The 15,012-nt window shown below is 71.2% G+C and carries 14 protein-coding genes and 3 tRNA genes; 10 read left to right on the forward strand and 7 right to left on the reverse strand.

Annotation, left to right across the window (positions count from 1 at the left end):
• Window positions 1–128: 128 nt before the first annotated feature.
• Window positions 129–1,232, forward strand: coding sequence for a Glu/Leu/Phe/Val dehydrogenase dimerization domain-containing protein (locus ACFYXA_RS24435; protein WP_352251259.1), 1,104 nt, complete (start codon window positions 129–131; stop codon window positions 1,230–1,232).
• A 373-nt stretch (window positions 1,233–1,605) separates the two neighbouring features.
• Window positions 1,606–1,857, forward strand: coding sequence for a DUF3073 domain-containing protein (locus ACFYXA_RS24440; protein WP_130439428.1), 252 nt, complete (start codon window positions 1,606–1,608; stop codon window positions 1,855–1,857).
• Window positions 1,858–1,942: 85 nt separating this feature from the next.
• Here ACFYXA_RS24440 and purM read toward each other — a convergent pair whose 3' ends face one another.
• From purM to purS, 6 genes are all read right to left on the reverse strand, one after another.
• Window positions 1,943–3,022, reverse strand: a complete 1,080-nt coding sequence (purM, locus tag ACFYXA_RS24445) for a phosphoribosylformylglycinamidine cyclo-ligase (RefSeq protein WP_352251257.1) — start codon at window positions 3,020–3,022, stop codon at window positions 1,943–1,945.
• Between the two features lie 44 nt (window positions 3,023–3,066).
• Entirely contained in the window at window positions 3,067–4,593 is a 1,527-nt protein-coding gene (gene purF, locus ACFYXA_RS24450; RefSeq protein WP_352251255.1) for an amidophosphoribosyltransferase, read from the reverse strand.
• 217 nt (window positions 4,594–4,810) lie between these two features.
• The gene (locus ACFYXA_RS24455) at window positions 4,811–5,608 is read right to left on the reverse strand and encodes a sterol carrier family protein (protein WP_389036319.1); all 798 of its coding nucleotides are present in this window, start codon (window positions 5,606–5,608) and stop codon (window positions 4,811–4,813) included.
• 118 nt (window positions 5,609–5,726) lie between these two features.
• The gene (gene purL / locus ACFYXA_RS24460) at window positions 5,727–7,985 is read right to left on the reverse strand and encodes a phosphoribosylformylglycinamidine synthase subunit PurL (RefSeq protein WP_389036322.1); all 2,259 of its coding nucleotides are present in this window, start codon (window positions 7,983–7,985) and stop codon (window positions 5,727–5,729) included.
• A complete protein-coding gene (gene purQ, locus ACFYXA_RS24465) occupies window positions 7,982–8,662 on the reverse strand; it encodes a phosphoribosylformylglycinamidine synthase subunit PurQ (RefSeq protein WP_352251250.1) in 681 nt (226 codons plus the stop codon). The genes purL and purQ overlap by 4 nt, the downstream gene beginning before the upstream one ends.
• Window positions 8,659–8,922 carry a phosphoribosylformylglycinamidine synthase subunit PurS gene (purS, locus tag ACFYXA_RS24470; protein ID WP_015659417.1) on the reverse strand — a complete coding sequence of 88 codons (264 nt, stop codon included), beginning with the start codon at window positions 8,920–8,922 and terminating at the stop codon, window positions 8,659–8,661. The genes purQ and purS overlap by 4 nt, the downstream gene beginning before the upstream one ends.
• A gap of 334 nt (window positions 8,923–9,256) precedes the next feature.
• On the opposite strand from purS, the gene ACFYXA_RS24475 reads away from it, so the two are divergent.
• From ACFYXA_RS24475 to ACFYXA_RS24510, 8 genes are all read left to right on the forward strand, one after another.
• Window positions 9,257–9,574, forward strand: coding sequence for an Lsr2 family protein (locus tag ACFYXA_RS24475; protein WP_130439416.1), 318 nt, complete (start codon window positions 9,257–9,259; stop codon window positions 9,572–9,574).
• Between the two features lie 147 nt (window positions 9,575–9,721).
• Window positions 9,722–9,793, forward strand: a tRNA-Gly gene (locus tag ACFYXA_RS24480).
• 80 nt (window positions 9,794–9,873) lie between these two features.
• Window positions 9,874–9,946, forward strand: a tRNA-Gly gene (locus ACFYXA_RS24485).
• A gap of 183 nt (window positions 9,947–10,129) precedes the next feature.
• Complete coding sequence (locus ACFYXA_RS24490; RefSeq protein ID WP_389036327.1) at window positions 10,130–11,137, forward strand: ABC transporter ATP-binding protein; 1,008 nt, start codon at window positions 10,130–10,132, stop codon at window positions 11,135–11,137.
• A complete protein-coding gene (locus tag ACFYXA_RS24495) occupies window positions 11,134–11,958 on the forward strand; it encodes an ABC transporter permease (RefSeq protein WP_389036330.1) in 825 nt (274 codons plus the stop codon). Before ACFYXA_RS24490 ends, ACFYXA_RS24495 begins: the two co-directional genes overlap by 4 nt.
• Before the next feature lie 29 nt (window positions 11,959–11,987).
• Window positions 11,988–13,262 (forward strand): sensor histidine kinase, encoded by a 1,275-nt coding sequence (locus tag ACFYXA_RS24500; protein WP_389036333.1) that lies wholly within the window; start codon window positions 11,988–11,990, stop codon window positions 13,260–13,262.
• 2 nt (window positions 13,263–13,264) lie between these two features.
• Entirely contained in the window at window positions 13,265–13,867 is a 603-nt protein-coding gene (locus ACFYXA_RS24505; protein ID WP_351094487.1) for a response regulator transcription factor, read from the forward strand.
• Window positions 13,868–13,890: 23 nt separating this feature from the next.
• A tRNA-Gly gene (locus ACFYXA_RS24510) sits at window positions 13,891–13,963 on the forward strand.
• Window positions 13,964–14,025: 62 nt separating this feature from the next.
• Here the strand turns inward: ACFYXA_RS24510 and ACFYXA_RS24515 are convergent.
• A complete protein-coding gene (locus ACFYXA_RS24515) occupies window positions 14,026–14,925 on the reverse strand; it encodes a phosphoribosylaminoimidazolesuccinocarboxamide synthase (RefSeq protein WP_352251243.1) in 900 nt (299 codons plus the stop codon).
• Window positions 14,926–15,012 lie beyond the last annotated feature (87 nt).

The following is a 15,012-nucleotide window of genomic DNA, read 5'->3' on the forward strand; positions in this document are numbered from 1 at the left end:
CACGGCAAAGTGATCGCGCACAGCAGGCGATCAGCGGACCGTCCAGGCTCTACGCTCATCCCACGGGCCCCGCCACCTCTACGGGGCCCCCGTCCCCACCCGCCGCTAGTTACCCAGGAGTCACCACAGTGACCGACGTATCCGGCGCGCACGCTGATGTACTGCACACCCTGTTCCACTCGGACCAGGGGGGTCATGAGCAAGTCGTGCTCTGTCAGGACCGCGCGAGCGGCCTCAAGGCCGTCATCGCCCTCCACTCCACCGCACTGGGCCCCGCCCTGGGCGGCACCCGCTTCTACCCCTACGCGACCGAGGCCGAGGCCGTCGCCGACGCGCTGAACCTCGCGCGGGGGATGTCGTACAAGAACGCCATGGCCGGGCTCGACCACGGCGGCGGCAAGGCCGTGATCATCGGTGACCCCGACACGATCAAGACCGAGGAGCTGCTGCTCGCGTACGGCCGTTTCGTGGCCTCGCTCGGCGGGCGGTACGTGACCGCCTGCGACGTCGGCACCTATGTCGCCGACATGGACGTCGTGGCGCGCGAGTGCCGCTGGACGACCGGACGCTCCCCGGAGAACGGCGGCGCGGGCGACTCCTCCGTGCTGACCGCGTTCGGCGTCTACCAGGGCATGCGGGCGAGCGCCCAGCACCTGTGGGGCGACCCCACCCTGCGCGGCCGCCGGGTCGGCGTCGCCGGCGTCGGCAAGGTCGGCCACCACCTGGTGCAGCACCTGCGCGACGAGGGCGCGGAGGTCGTCGTCACGGACGTGCGCGAGGACGCCGTACGCCGGATCCTCGACCGGCATCCGCAGGGCGTGACGGCCGTCGCGGACACCGAGGAGCTGATCCGCGTCGAGGGCCTGGACATCTACGCGCCCTGCGCCCTCGGCGGGGCGCTCGACGACACCTCCGTCCCGGTGCTCACGGCCAGGGTGGTGTGCGGCGCGGCCAACAACCAGCTCGCCCACCCCGGCGTCGAGAAGGACCTCGCCGACCGCGGGATCCTCTACGCGCCGGACTACGTGGTGAACGCCGGCGGGGTCATCCAGGTCGCCGACGAGCTGCACGGGTTCGACTTCGACCGGTGCAAGGCGAAGGCCGCGAAGATCTACGACACCACGCTCGCAATCTTCGCACGTGCGAAGGAAGACGGGATTCCGCCGGCCGCGGCGGCCGACCGGATCGCCGAGCAGCGGATGCACGAGGCGGCCCGGGCGCGCGGCCGCTGAGCCGGGCGACCGGGCGGACGAGGGGCCGGGCGGCGAGCCCGGCGGCCGACCGGAGCGTACGGTTCCGCTGAGACCGCGGGGCCGCTCCGGAGGCTTTCGCCGGTACCGCCGGGCGGAAAGTTGGAGAGAACTCTCACTCTTCCCGGCGGGTCGGCCGCGGATAAGTGGTTAAAATCGCCACTGACCAGCGAGGACGGGGCGCCTCGAAGGCTCTGTGCACACGCGCGTGCCACGGGCGACGTACCGTATGGGTGCGGGCTCAGGTACCGTGGAAGCCCTACGGACCGGCCTCTCTGCGGAGAGTCCGTTCCGGATCATGAACGCGTGTCAAGACTCTGGGGCCGTCGAGCCCCGTCGTTGAGGGGGTCGAGCCATGGGGCGCGGCCGGGCCAAGGCCAAGCAAGCGAAGGTCGCCCGCCAGCTGAAGTACAACAGCGGCGGGACGGATCTCTCACGCCTGGCCGAAGAGCTGGGCGCATCGCCATCGAACATGCCGCCGAATGGCGAGCCGTTCGAGGACGATGAGCAGGACGACGACCCGTACGCCCGGTACGCCGAGCTGTACGGGGACGACGACGATGGCGAGGACGAGGAGTCCCCGCACCAACACCGTCGCGGCGCTTGACCCTGCATCAGTGCACTCACCCGGTCGGTGACTTCGGTCGCCGACCGGGTCTTGTGCTGCGCGCGGGGCCCGGCGCCCGCAGGCGTCAGACCGCGTAGTCCCCGACGAGCTCCGCTCCCGTGGGGTGCTCGCCGCGCTCGGTGATCTCGCCGGCGACCCAGGCGTCGACCCCTCGGTCGGCCAGCGTCGCCAGGGCCACGTCGGTGGAGTCCGCGGGGACCACGGCGACCATGCCCACGCCCATGTTCAGCGTCTTCTCCAGCTCCAGCCGCTCGACCCGGCCGGTCCTGCCGACGAGGTCGAACACCGGGGCGGGCGTCCAGGTGGAGCGGTCGACGACGGCGTGCAGCCCGTCCGGGACGACCCGGGCGAGGTTGGCCGCCAGGCCGCCGCCGGTGATGTGCGAGAAGGCGTGGACGTCGGTGGTGCGGGTGAGCGCCAGGCAGTCGAGCGAGTAGATCTTCGTCGGCACCAGGAGCTCCTCGCCCAGGGTGCGGCCGAACTCCTCGACGTGCGCGTCGAGGGAGAGGCCGGCCTGGTCCAGCAGGACGTGCCGGACGAGCGAGTACCCGTTGGAGTGAAGGCCGGAGGCCGCCATGGCGATCACCGTGTCACCCGTGCGGATGCGGTCGGGGCCCAGCAGGCGGTCGGCCTCCACGACGCCCGTACCGGCCCCGGCGACGTCGAAGTCGTCCTCTCCGAGCAGGCCCGGGTGCTCGGCCGTCTCACCGCCCACCAGGGCGCAGCCGGCCAGCACACAGCCCTCGGCGATGCCCTTGACGATGGCGGCGACCCGCTCGGGGTGGACCTTGCCGACGCAGATGTAGTCGGTCATGAACAGCGGCTCCGCGCCGCACACCACGATGTCGTCCATCACCATGGCGACCAGGTCGTGGCCGATGGTGTCGTAGACGCCGAGCCGGCGCGCGACGTCCACCTTGGTGCCGACGCCGTCCGTGGCGGAGGCGAGCAGCGGGCGCTCGTAGCGCTTGAGGGCGGAGGCGTCGAAGAGGCCGGCGAAGCCGCCGAGGCCGCCGAGGACCTCGGGGCGCTGCGTCTTCTTCACCCACTCCTTCATCAGCTCGACGGCGCGGTCGCCCGCGTCGATGTCGACGCCCGCGGCTGCGTAGCTGGCGCCGCCCTCGGCGATGGGTGTCTCAGACATGGCTAGGAGAACCTTCGTGTCGTACGGCGGGTGTTACGGACCGTCTACGGGCGGCGGATCGCGTCGGCGGCGGCCGTGGCGGCGGGGCCGGCGGCCAGCTCCGTCTCCAGCAGCTGCTTGCCGAGCAGCTCGGGGTCCGGGAGTTCCATCGGGTACTCGCCGTCGAAGCAGGCGCGGCACAGGTTCGGCTTGGCGATGGTGGTCGCCTCGATCATGCCGTCGATGGAGATGTACGCCAGGGAGTCGGCACCGAGCGAGGTGCCGATCTCGTCGATGGTCATGCCGTTGGCGATGAGCTCCGCGCGCGTGGCGAAGTCGATGCCGAAGAAGCAGGGCCACTTCACCGGCGGCGAGGAGATCCGGATGTGGACCTCGGCGGCGCCCGCCTCGCGCAGCATGCGGACCAGGGCCCGCTGGGTGTTGCCGCGCACGATGGAGTCGTCGACGACGACCAGGCGCTTGCCCTTGATGACTTCCTTCAGCGGGTTCAGCTTCAGGCGGATGCCGAGCTGCCGGATGGTCTGCGAGGGCTGGATGAAGGTCCGGCCGACGTAGGCGTTCTTGACCAGGCCGGCGCCGAAGGGGATTCCGGAGGCCTCCGCGTAGCCGATGGCGGCCGGGGTGCCGGACTCCGGGGTCGCTATCACCAGGTCGGCCTCGGCCGGCGCCTCCTTGGCGAGCTTGCGGCCCATCTCCACGCGGGAGAGGTACACGTTGCGGCCGGCGATGTCGGTGTCCGGGCGGGCCAGGTACACGTACTCGAAGACGCAGCCCTTGGGCTTCGCTTCCGCGAATCGGGAGGTGCGCAGACCGTTCTCGTCGATCGCCACGAACTCGCCCGGCTCTATCTCGCGGACGAAGCTGGCGCCCGTGATGTCGAGGGCGGCGGTCTCGGAGGCGACGACCCAGCCGCGCTCCAGCCGGCCGAGGACCAGCGGGCGGATGCCCTGCGGGTCGCGGCCTGCGTAGAGGGTGTGCTCGTCCATGAAGACGAGGGAGAAGGCGCCGCGGACCTTCGGCAGGACCGCGTGGGCGGCCTCCTCGATGGTCAGGGGCTTGCCGTCCTCGTCGACCTGGGCCGCGAGGAGCGCGGTGAGCAGGTCGGTGTCGTTGGTGGCCGCCACACGCTGGGTGCGCCCTTCCTGCTTGGGCAGGTCGGCGACCATCTCGGCGAGCTGGGCGGTGTTGACGAGATTGCCGTTGTGGCCGAGCGCGATCGATCCGTGCGCGGTGGCGCGGAACGTCGGCTGGGCGTTCTCCCACACGGAGGCACCGGTGGTCGAGTAGCGGGCGTGTCCGACCGCGATATGACCCTGGAGCGAACCGAGCGAGGTCTCGTCGAAGACCTGGGACACGAGGCCCATGTCCTTGAAGACGAGGATCTGGGAGCCGTTGCTTACCGCGATTCCCGCGGATTCCTGACCCCGATGCTGGAGGGCGTAGAGCCCGAAGTAAGTGAGCTTGGCGACCTCTTCACCCGGAGCCCAGACACCGAAGACGCCGCAAGCGTCCTGGGGGCCTTTCTCGCCGGGGAGCAGATCATGACTGAGTCGACCGTCACCACGTGGCACGACATCGAGTGTAGGCGAGGTCGTCCACTGGTCCGAATTGGGGATACTCGCCGGTAACTCGATCTTGAGCTGCGCCGGCCTCGCCCACCGGGCGCGTTTGCCCAGGTCAGCTCCGCGTTTCGCTGCTTCTCCAGGGCTCCGGGAGCGCTCCCGCGACACCCGCCCCGGAGCCCTCCTCAAAGGCGCGAGTGAGGTGTCGCACACCGATCGGCGGGTGTCAGCCCATCAGCGGCAGCAGTGAGGCGAGGTCGGCGCGCTCGCCGCTCGCGCTCACCTTCGCCCCGGCGACCGCGTCCGCCCAGGCGAGTCGTCCGGTCGCCAGCCGGATCCAGGTCAGCGGGTCGGTCTCGACGACGTTGGGCGGGGTGCCCCGGGTGTGCCTGGGCCCCTCGACGCACTGCACGACGGCGAACGGCGGCACCCGCACCTCGGTCGCTCCGCCGGGGGCCCTGACCGCGAGGGCGTCGGCGAGGAGCCGGGTGGCGGCGGCGAGGGCCTGGCGGTCGTACGGGACGTCCAGACCGGGGACGGCGGCGTTCAGGTCGTCGGTGTGGACGACCAGTTCGACGGCGCGCGTGACCAGGTAGTCGCCGAGCGGCATGGCCCCGGCCGCGGTCTGCAGCAGCCTGTCGCCGGGGTGGGCGTCGAGCTGCTCGGCGAGCTGCCGGGCCACACCTGTGAGGTGGACGTCCAGGTCGGGGGTGCGCTCGGCGAGCGCGCGGGCGGACTCGTCGATGGCCGCGGCGTTCGCGGCGGTGGCGAACGGCCAGTCGAGGACCGTGGCGTCCTGTCGTGCCGGCTCCGGGAGATCGAGGGCCCGGCCGACGGCCGTGAGGGCTGTCCCGACGTGCGCGACCAGCGCCCGCACGTTCCATCCGTCGAGCCGTGTGGGGAGGGCCAGTTGCTCGGGGGTGAGCCGGCGGACGGCCAGATGGACGTGCCCGAGCTGGCCGAGGACGGCCGCGCGGATCCTGGCGGGGTCGTAGCTCCTGGTGCGCTTCTTCGCCGGGGACATGCCCATGAGCCTATGCGGCGGCCCACCCGGGGACGGACGAAGGCCCCGCCCGCCGAGAACCGTCTCGGACGGGCGGGGCCTTCGGCGTCGTACGACGGCTCAGCAGGCCGTGCGGCTCCTACGCCAGCAGCGCCGGGATGGTCTCCTCGTGCGCCGTGCGCAGTTCGGCCAGGGAGAGCGCGAACTCGCCCTGGACGTCCACGGTGTCCCCGTCGACCACGCCGATGCGGGTGGCCGGCAGACCCCGGGCGCCGCACATGTCGTTGAAGCGGAGCTCCTCCGAGCGCGGGACGGCGACGACCGCGCGGCCGGCCGACTCCGAGAACAGGAAGGTGAACGCGTCCAGCCCGTCCGGGACGATCAGCCGCGCGCCCTTGCCGCCCAGCAGCGCCGACTCGACGACCGCCTGGATCAGACCGCCGTCGGACAGGTCGTGCGCGGAGTCGATCATGCCGTCGCGGGAGGCGGAGATCAGGATCTCGGCGAGGAGCCGCTCCCGCTCCAGGTCCACCTTGGGCGGCAGACCGCCGAGGTGGTCGTGGACGACCTGGGACCAGGCCGAGCCGCCGAACTCCTCGCGGGTGTCGCCGAGGAGGTAGAGCAGCTGGCCCTCCTCCTGGAAGGCGACCGGGGTGCGGCGGGCCACGTCGTCGATGACGCCGAGGACGGCCACGACCGGGGTCGGGTGGATGGCGACCTCGCCCGTCTGGTTGTAGAGCGAGACGTTGCCGCCGGTCACCGGCGTGCCGAGCTGCTGGCAGGCGTCGGCGAGACCGCGGATGGCCTCGGCGAACTGCCACATGACGGCCGGGTCCTCGGGCGAGCCGAAGTTCAGGCAGTCGGAGACGGCGAGCGGCTTGGCGCCGGTGGTGGCGACGTTGCGGTACGCCTCGGCGAGGGCCAGCTGGGCGCCGTGGTACGGGTCCAGCTTGGCGTAGCGGCCGTTGCCGTCGGTGGCGATGGCGACGCCGAGGCCGGTCTCCTCGTCGATGCGGATCATGCCGGAGTCCTCGGGCTGGGCGAGGACGGTGTTGCCCTGTACGAAGTGGTCGTACTGGGAGGTGATCCACTGCTTGGAGGCCTGGTTGGGGGAGCCGACCAGCTTCAGGACCTGCTCCCGCAGCTCCTCGGACGTCTCCGGCCGGGGCAGCTTGTTCGCGTCGTCGGCCTGGAGGGCGTCCTGCCAGTCCGGGCGGGCGTAGGGGCGCTCGTAGACCGGGCCGTCGTGGGCGACCGTGCGCGGGTCGACGTCGACGATCTTGCCGCCGTGCCAGTAGATCTCCAGGCGGTCGCCGTCGGTCACCTCACCGATGACGGTGGCGATGACGTCCCACTTGTCGCAGATCTTTAGGAAGCGGTCGACCTTCTCCGGCTCGACCACCGCGCACATGCGTTCCTGCGACTCGCTCATGAGGATCTCCTCGGGCGAGAGCGTGGAGTCGCGCAGCGGAACGTCGTCCAGGGTGACGCGCATGCCGCCGGAGCCGTTGGAGGCCAGCTCGGAGGTGGCGCAGGACAGGCCCGCCGCACCGAGGTCCTGGATGCCGACGACGAGCTTCTCGGCGAAGGCCTCCAGGGTGCACTCGATGAGGAGCTTCTCCTGGAAGGGGTCGCCGACCTGGACCGCGGGACGCTTCGACGGCTTGGCGTCGTCGAAGGTCTCGGAGGCGAGGATCGACGCGCCGCCGATGCCGTCGCCGCCGGTCCGGGCGCCGTAGAGGATGACCTTGTTGCCCGCGCCGGACGCCTTCGCGAGGTGGATGTCCTCGTGCCGCATGACGCCGATGGCGCCGGCGTTGACCAGCGGGTTGCCCTGGTAGCAGGCGTCGAAGACCACCTCGCCGCCGATGTTGGGCAGGCCCAGGCAGTTGCCGTAGCCGCCGATGCCGGCGACGACGCCCGGCAGGACGCGCTTGGTGTCGGGGTGGTCGGCCGCGCCGAAGCGCAGCGGGTCGACGACGGCGACCGGGCGGGCGCCCATCGCGATGATGTCGCGCACGATGCCGCCCACACCGGTGGCCGCGCCCTGGTAGGGCTCGACGTAGGAGGGGTGGTTGTGCGACTCCACCTTGAAGGTGACCGCGTAGCCCTGGCCGACGTCGACGACACCGGCGTTCTCGCCGATGCCGACGAGGAGGGCGTCGCTCTGCGGGGCCTTCTCGCCGAACTGGCGCAGGTGGACCTTGGAGGACTTGTACGAGCAGTGCTCGGACCACATGACGGAGTACATGGCGAGCTCGGCGCCGGTCGGGCGGCGGCCGAGGATCTCCACCACCCGCTCGTACTCGTCCTTCTTCAGGCCGAGTTCGGCCCAGGGCAGCTCGACGTCGGGGGTCGCGGCCGCGTGCTCGACCGTGTCCAGAGGCGTCCGGCTCATGCGTTGACCAGCTTCTTGAGGATCGAGGTGAAGAACGGGAGTCCGTCGGTGCGGCCGGAGCCGATGAGGGGCTCGACGGCGTGCTCCGGGTGCGGCATGAGGCCCACGACGTTGCCGGCCTCGTTGGCGATGCCGGCGATGTCGCGGAGCGAGCCGTTGGGGTTGAAGTCCCTGTAGCGGAACGCGACCCGGCCCTCGGCCTCCAGCTTGTCGAGGGTGTACTCGTCGGCGACGTACCGGCCGTCCATGTTCTTCAGCGGGATGTGGATCTCCTGGCCGGCCGTGTAGTCGGCGGTCCAGGCGGTGTCCGCGTTCTCCACCCGCAGCTTCTGGTCGCGGCAGATGAAGTGGAGGTGGTCGTTGCCGAGCATCGCGCCCGGGAGGAGGTGGGCCTCGGTGAGGATCTGGAAGCCGTTGCAGATGCCGAGGACCGGCAGCCCGGCCTTGGCCTGCTCGATGAGGGGCTCCATCACCGGCGAGAAGCGCGCGATGGCGCCGGCGCGCAGATAGTCGCCGTAGGAGAAGCCCCCGCACAGCACCACGGCGTCGACCTGGTGGAGGTTCTTGTCCTTGTGCCACAGAGCGACCGGTTCGGCGCCCGCGAGGCGGATCGCGCGCTGGGTGTCCCGGTCGTCGAGGCTGCCCGGGAAAGTGACGACGCCAATACGAGCGGTCACTTCGCGGCCTCCGCGACTTCCTCCACCTTGACGGTGAAGTCCTCGATCACGGTGTTGGCGAGGAAGGATTCCGCAAGATCGTGGATGCGGGCGAGCGCGGCCTCGTCGACCGGGCCGTCAACTTCCAGTTCGAATCGCTTTCCCTGACGTACGTCGGAGATCCCCTCGAAACCGAGCCGCGGCAGTGCGCGCTGCACCGCCTGGCCCTGGGGGTCGAGGATCTCCGGCTTGAGCATGACGTCGACTACGACGCGTGCCACTGGCACTCCCGGTGTTGTGGTGCTGAGCAGGTGCCCGCAGATGTCTCCAACAGGTGTCTTCAGACTACCCGCACAAAATTTCTACGCGAGTAGAGTTGTAGGAAGCTACGTGACAGCCATCACGATCCGGTACCGGAAGGGGACGTACGCGAAAAGTTACGGGAAAGATCCCCGATGAACCCCGGATACCTATTGCACTCGGACACGCGGACAGATTTAGTCGAGCTTCACATTGCATTGCCGCGCACTGTACAAATGAATTAGAAATAGCCGAGACTCGGCACGTCGCAGGCAGCTGAGCTGTATGCCGTGCCGAACGAAGGGACCGATATTCGTGGCGCAGAAGGTCGTGGTCACTCTCTTTGACGACATCGACGGCTCGGAAGCGGCGGAAACGATCGCCTTCGGACTCGACGGCAAGTCGTACGAGATCGACCTGAATGAAGCCAATGCCAGGAAACTGCGCAAGGCGCTCGCGCCTTACGTGGAGGCCGGCCGCAAGCGGTCCAGGTCCGGCAAGGCGTACCGGCAGACCGAGGTCGCCCCGGACCCGGCGGCGGTCCGGGCCTGGGCCCAGGCCAACAAGCTGGAGGTCCCCGCGCGCGGACGGATCCCGAAGAAGGTCTACGAGGCGTTCGCCGACGCCCGCTGAACCGCCCGCGCCCGCCCTGCGCCGGCGTCCCCCCGGGGTCCTCAGCGGGCCCCGGGGGCAACCGACTTGCGCTACCCCCCACATGGTCGGCTAATGTCTGGAGCACGCCGCCAGGCAGGGCCGAAAAGCCCAGCTCACGGAGGCCACGCGGGTGTAGTTCAGTAGTAGAACATCCCCCTTCCAGGGGGAAGGCGCAGTGTGCGATCCCTGTCACCCGCTCTGCATCACCGTCCCGATCAAGCTGTTCGATCGGGTAGGCTGGTGCTCGCGCCGATCGGTGAGAGCCGGTCGGAGGCAATGCGGACGTAGCTCAGTTGGTAGAGCGCAACCTTGCCAAGGTTGAGGTCGCGAGTTCGAACCTCGTCGTCCGCTCGGGAATCAGACCCCGGTCCATCGGACCGGGGTCTTTTCGTGTGCCTCCACCCTCCACCCTCCACCCTCCACCCTTCACCGTGCTGTGCGATCACTCCCCGCCCGCCGCCTTCTGACATTTGTCATACGCAGTGGTGACAGCGCGCACTGCCGACGGCGTCCGCCTGCCGGGACGCTGGAGTCATGGAAGCCAGGGACACGAAAGAGCACGTGATCGAGGTCACCGACCTCCGGCGTGTGTACGGGGGCGGGTTCGAGGCGGTCCGCGGGATCTCCTTCCACGTCGGCCGGGGCGAGGTCTTCGCGCTGCTGGGCACGAACGGGGCCGGGAAGACCTCGACGGTCGAACTGCTGGAGGGGCTGACGCGGCCCGACGGCGGACGGGTGCGGGTCCTCGGACACGACCCCTACGCCGACCGCGCCGCCGTACGGCCGCGCACCGGGGTGATGCTGCAGGAAGGCGGCTTCCCCTCGGAGCTGACCGTCAGGGAGACCGCGCGGATGTGGGCGGGCTGCGTCAGCGGCGCCCGCCCGGTCGACGAGGCGCTGGGCCTCGTAGGACTCGCCGGGAAGGCCGGCGTACGGGTGAAGCAGCTGTCCGGCGGTGAGCGGCGCCGGCTCGACCTGGCGCTCGCGCTGCTCGGCGAGCCCGAGGTGCTGTTCCTCGACGAGCCGACCACCGGCCTGGACGCCGAGGGCCGCCGCGACACCTGGAACCTGGTCCGCTCGCTGCGCGACGCCGGGACGACGGTGCTGCTGACCACGCACTACCTGGAGGAGGCGGAGGGCCTTGCCGACCGGCTGGCCATCCTGCACAAGGGGCGCATCGCGGCCGCCGGCACACCCGCCGAGGTGACCGCCGCCCAGCCCTACCGGATCTCCTTCCGGCTGCCCGACGGGTACTTCCTCGGCGATCTGCCGCCGCTGGGCGAGCTGGGCGTGTGCGGCCACGAGGTCGACGACCGGGTCGTACGGCTGCGGACACGGGAGTTGCAGCGGGCGGCCACCGGACTGCTGGTCTGGGCCGAACGGGCCGGGGTCGAACTGCGGGGGCTGGATGTGCGGTCGGCGTCGCTGGAGGAGGCGTTCCTCGGCATCGCCCGGGACGCGGCGGCAACGGCGGGGTCAGCGGGCGCGTCCGGTACGGCGGGTGCGGTGGAGACGTCTTCGGAACGGGAGGTCGCGGCATGAGCGGCGCCATGGTCAAGGATTCGGACACGGCGGCGACGGGGGCGCGCCGGGGGGCGGTGACCACGCCGGCCGGTCGGATGGCGGCTCTCGGCCGCGCCGAACTGTCGCTGCTCGGGCGGAGCAAGGCCACGCTCCTCACGGGCGTGCTGGTGCCGCTCGCCCTGCCGCTCAGCCTGCGGCCGCTCCTGGAGGACATGGAACTCGAGGACGCCGGGCTCACCGTCGGGCTCGTGCTGCTGCCCGCCGCGATCGGGTTCTCGCTGCTGTTCGGCGTGTACGCGGCGCTCACCGCGATCTACACCGCCCGGCGCGAGGAACTCGTGCTGAAGCGGCTGCGCACCGGTGAGCTGAGGGACGCCGAGGTCGTCGCCGGATCGGCGCTGCCGGTGGTGGTCCTGGGGCTGGTCCAGTGTCTGGTGATGGCCGTGGGCTGCGTCGCCTTCCTCGACGCACCCGCACCCGAGTCGCCCCAACTCGTCGTACCGGGCGTGCTGTTGGGCCTGGTGATGTGTGCGGCGCTGGCGGCTCTCACGTCGAGCGTGACCCGTACCGTGGAGAGCGCTCAGGTCACCACCCTGCCGTTCCTGCTGCTCTCGATGGCGGCCTCCGGCGTCAGCGTGCCCCTGGAGATGCTGCCCGACCGGGCCGCCTCCTTCCTCGAACTGCTGCCGCTCACACCGGTCATCACCCTCGTTCGCAACGGCTGGAGCGGCGACCTGTCGGCGTACGAGGCGCTGGGCTGCCTGGCGACCGCGCTGGCCTGGACCGTGCTGGCGGTGTTTGCTGTACGGCGGTGGTTCCGGTGGGAGCCCCGGCGCTGACGGGCCGGGGGGACGGGGGAGTCGTGGGGATGGGCAAGGCCGGCGGCTGGTGGCGGCGCAAGAGCACGCCCGCGAAGGTGGAGACGTACACACGGTGGACGTTCCACTTCTTCGCGCTGGTCGAACTCAGCACGGCCGCACTGCCGTTCGGCGGCGGGCTGTGGACGGGGGCCGCGCTGTGGCTGCCGCTCCTGGTCGTCGGACACTGCGTGCTCTGCGCGGTGATGGCGTCGCGGGCGCTGGACTGGACGCGTGGCCGCCGCCCCCGGCCCGTCCGGCTGATGTGGGTGCTCGCCGCCGCCACGGCGGCGGTGGGCGTCCTCGCGCTGTGGATCGCCGAGCACAGCGGGGGCCATGACGGCGTCGAGTCCGCAGCCGGTGGGGTCTACGGGGTCACCCTGGTCTTCGCCGCGGGCAACTCCACGCTGGGTGTGCGCGGCCGGCGGCGCGTGAGCGCGGTCGTCGTCGGCTACAGCCTGGCCAGCGGGGCCCTGATGCTCGCCTTCGGAACACCCGTGCCGGACGTCCTGGTCTCGACGGTGGCGCTGCTGCTCGGCGCCGCGTTCCTCGCCGCCACCCTCGTCTTCTCCGTGTGGCTCCTGGACGCCGTGTACGAGCTCGACGAGGCCCGCGAGACCCGGGCCCGGCTCGCCGTCGCCGAGGAGCGGCTGCGGTTCGGGCGGGACCTGCACGACGTGATGGGACGGAACCTGGCCGTGATCGCGCTGAAGAGCGAGCTGGCGGTGCAGCTGGCCCGGCGGGGGCGGCCGGAGGCCGTGGAGCAGATGATCGAGGTGCAGCGGATCGCGCAGGAGTCGCAGCGGGAGGTGCGGGACGTCGTACGGGGTTACCGGGAGGCCGACCTCGGGGTCGAACTGAGCGGTGCGCACGGGGTGTTGACGGCTGCCGGGATCGACTGCGAGGTGCGCGGGGAGGCGGCTGGGCTGCCCGCCGAGGTGCAGTCGGCGCTCGGCTGGGTGGTGCGGGAGACCACCACCAACGTGCTGCGGCACGGCGACGCCGCGCGGTGTTCGGTGGAACTACGGGTGACCGAGGGGCTTGTGGTGCTGACGGTGGAGAACGACGGGGCCGGCGGCGGTGGGACCCGGGGCGGCCGGGCCGGTTCCGGCGAGGGTGGCAACGGCGGGACCCGGGGCGGTGGATCGGGGCTCGCCGGGCTGAGGGAGCGGCTGCGGCTGGTCGACGGGAGACTGGAGGCGGGTTTCGCCCAGGCCGGGACGTTCCGGGTGGTGGCCGAGGTGCCGCTGAGCGGGACCGCCGCGCTGAGCGAGGTCGCCTCGTGACGATGCGGGTGCTGCTCGCCGACGACGAGCATCTGATCCGGGGCGCGCTGGCCGCGCTCCTGTCGCTGGAGGACGACCTCGTGATCGTCGCCGAGGCGGCCACCGGCCCGGAGGCGCTGGCGATGGCGCGGGCGCACCGGCCGGACCTCGCCGTCCTGGACCTGCAGATGCCGGGCGCGGACGGTGTGAAGGTCGCCACATCCCTGCGGGCCGAGCTGCCCGACTGCCGGGTGCTGATCGTCACCAGCCACGGCCGGCCGGGACATCTGAAGCGGGCGCTCGCGGCGGGTGTGCGCGGGTTCGTCCCGAAGACGGTGAGCGCGCAGCGCCTCGCGGAGATCATCCGGACCGTGCACGCCGGGAACCGGTATGTCGACCCCGAGTTGGCCGCCGACGCGATCGCCTCCGGGGACTCGCCGCTGACCGCGCGGGAGACGGAGGTGCTGGAACTCGCCGCCGACGGCGCGCCCGTGGCGGAGATCGCGGAGCGGGCCGCGCTGTCACCGGGGACCGTGCGGAACTACCTCTCGTCGGCCGTGTCCAAGCTGGGGGCGGAGAACCGGCACGCGGCGGTGCGTCTCGCACGAGAGCGCGGTTGGGTATAGTTGCTCTCGCGCCACGGCGCACTGCGGACGTAGCTCAGTTGGTAGAGCGCAACCTTGCCAAGGTTGAGGTCGCGAGTTCGAACCTCGTCGTCCGCTCCGTTTCGAAGGCCCCGGTCCAGTGGACCGGGGCCTTCGGCATGTCGGCAGGTGCCGGGGCGCTAGCTCCAGGCCGTGCCGGTCAGGAGCTCGTAGGCCTCGACGTACTTCGCCCGGGTGGCCTCGACGATCTCCTGGGGCAGCGGCGGCGGCGGGCGCTCGCTCGTGCGGTCCCAGCCGGACTCCGCCGAGGTCAGCCAGTCGCGCACGAACTGCTTGTCGTACGACGGCTGCGCGCGGCCCGGCTGCCACCGGTCGGCCGGCCAGAAGCGGGAGGAGTCCGGGGTGAGGACCTCGTCGGCGAGCACGAGCGTCTCGTCCTCGTAGCCGAACTCGAACTTGGTGTCCGCGAGGACGATGCCCCGCTCGCGGGCGATGTCACGGGCGCGGCCGTAGACGTCGAGGGTCGTCCGGCGCAGCTCGGCGGCGGTCTCCGCGCCGACCTGGCGGGCGACCTCCTCGTAGGAGACGTTCTCGTCGTGGTCGCCGACGGCGGCCTTGGTGGCCGGGGTGAAGATCGGGCCGGGCAGCTCGGATCCGTCCACCAGGCCCTCGGGGAGGGCGAGGCCGCAGACCGTGCGGGACTCCTTGTACTCGGCGAGGCCGGAGCCGGTGAGGTAGCCGCGGGCCACGCACTCGACGGGGACCATCCGCAGCGACTTGCAGACCAGCGTGCGGCCCGCCCAGTCGGCGGGGGCGCCGGCGGGGAGTTCGGTGCTCAGGACGTGGTTGGGGACCAGGTCGGCGAGCTGGTCGAACCACCAGAGGGAGAGCTGGGTGAGGATGCGGCCCTTGTCGGGGATCTCCGTCGGCAGCACCCAGTCGTACGCGGACGTACGGTCGCTGGCGACCATCACGAGATCGCCCGCCTCGTCGCGGTACAGCTCGCGCACCTTGCCGGTGTGGAGGTGCACCAGGCCCGGCACCTGAAGCGGCTCGGGCTTTTCTACGAATCCGGACACGGTTCCTCCCCGTGGTTCTGTACAGATGGCCTGATTGTCCCGTACACGGGGGCGGGCCCGGGACGGAGGGTCGGGGGAGGGGCGGGG

The sequence above is a fragment of the Streptomyces sp. NPDC002566 genome, assembly GCF_042889585.1.
Taxonomy (GTDB): domain Bacteria; phylum Actinomycetota; class Actinomycetes; order Streptomycetales; family Streptomycetaceae; genus Streptomyces.

Excerpts from the sequence above, each read along its gene's own strand:
- ACFYXA_RS24440 (WP_130439428.1), top strand. The coding sequence starts at position 1,606 with ATGGGGCGCGGCCGGGCCAAGGCCAAGCAAGCGAAGGTCGCCCGCCAG.
- purM (WP_352251257.1), bottom strand. The coding sequence starts at position 3,022 with ATGTCTGAGACACCCATCGCCGAGGGCGGCGCCAGCTACGCAGCCGCG.
- ACFYXA_RS24455 (WP_389036319.1), bottom strand. The coding sequence starts at position 5,608 with ATGTCCCCGGCGAAGAAGCGCACCAGGAGCTACGACCCCGCCAGGATC.
- purL (WP_389036322.1), bottom strand. The coding sequence starts at position 7,985 with ATGAGCCGGACGCCTCTGGACACGGTCGAGCACGCGGCCGCGACCCCC.
- ACFYXA_RS24490 (WP_389036327.1), top strand. The coding sequence starts at position 10,130 with ATGGAAGCCAGGGACACGAAAGAGCACGTGATCGAGGTCACCGACCTC.
- ACFYXA_RS24495 (WP_389036330.1), top strand. The coding sequence starts at position 11,134 with ATGAGCGGCGCCATGGTCAAGGATTCGGACACGGCGGCGACGGGGGCG.
- ACFYXA_RS24500 (WP_389036333.1), top strand. The coding sequence starts at position 11,988 with ATGGGCAAGGCCGGCGGCTGGTGGCGGCGCAAGAGCACGCCCGCGAAG.
- ACFYXA_RS24505 (WP_351094487.1), top strand. The coding sequence starts at position 13,265 with ATGCGGGTGCTGCTCGCCGACGACGAGCATCTGATCCGGGGCGCGCTG.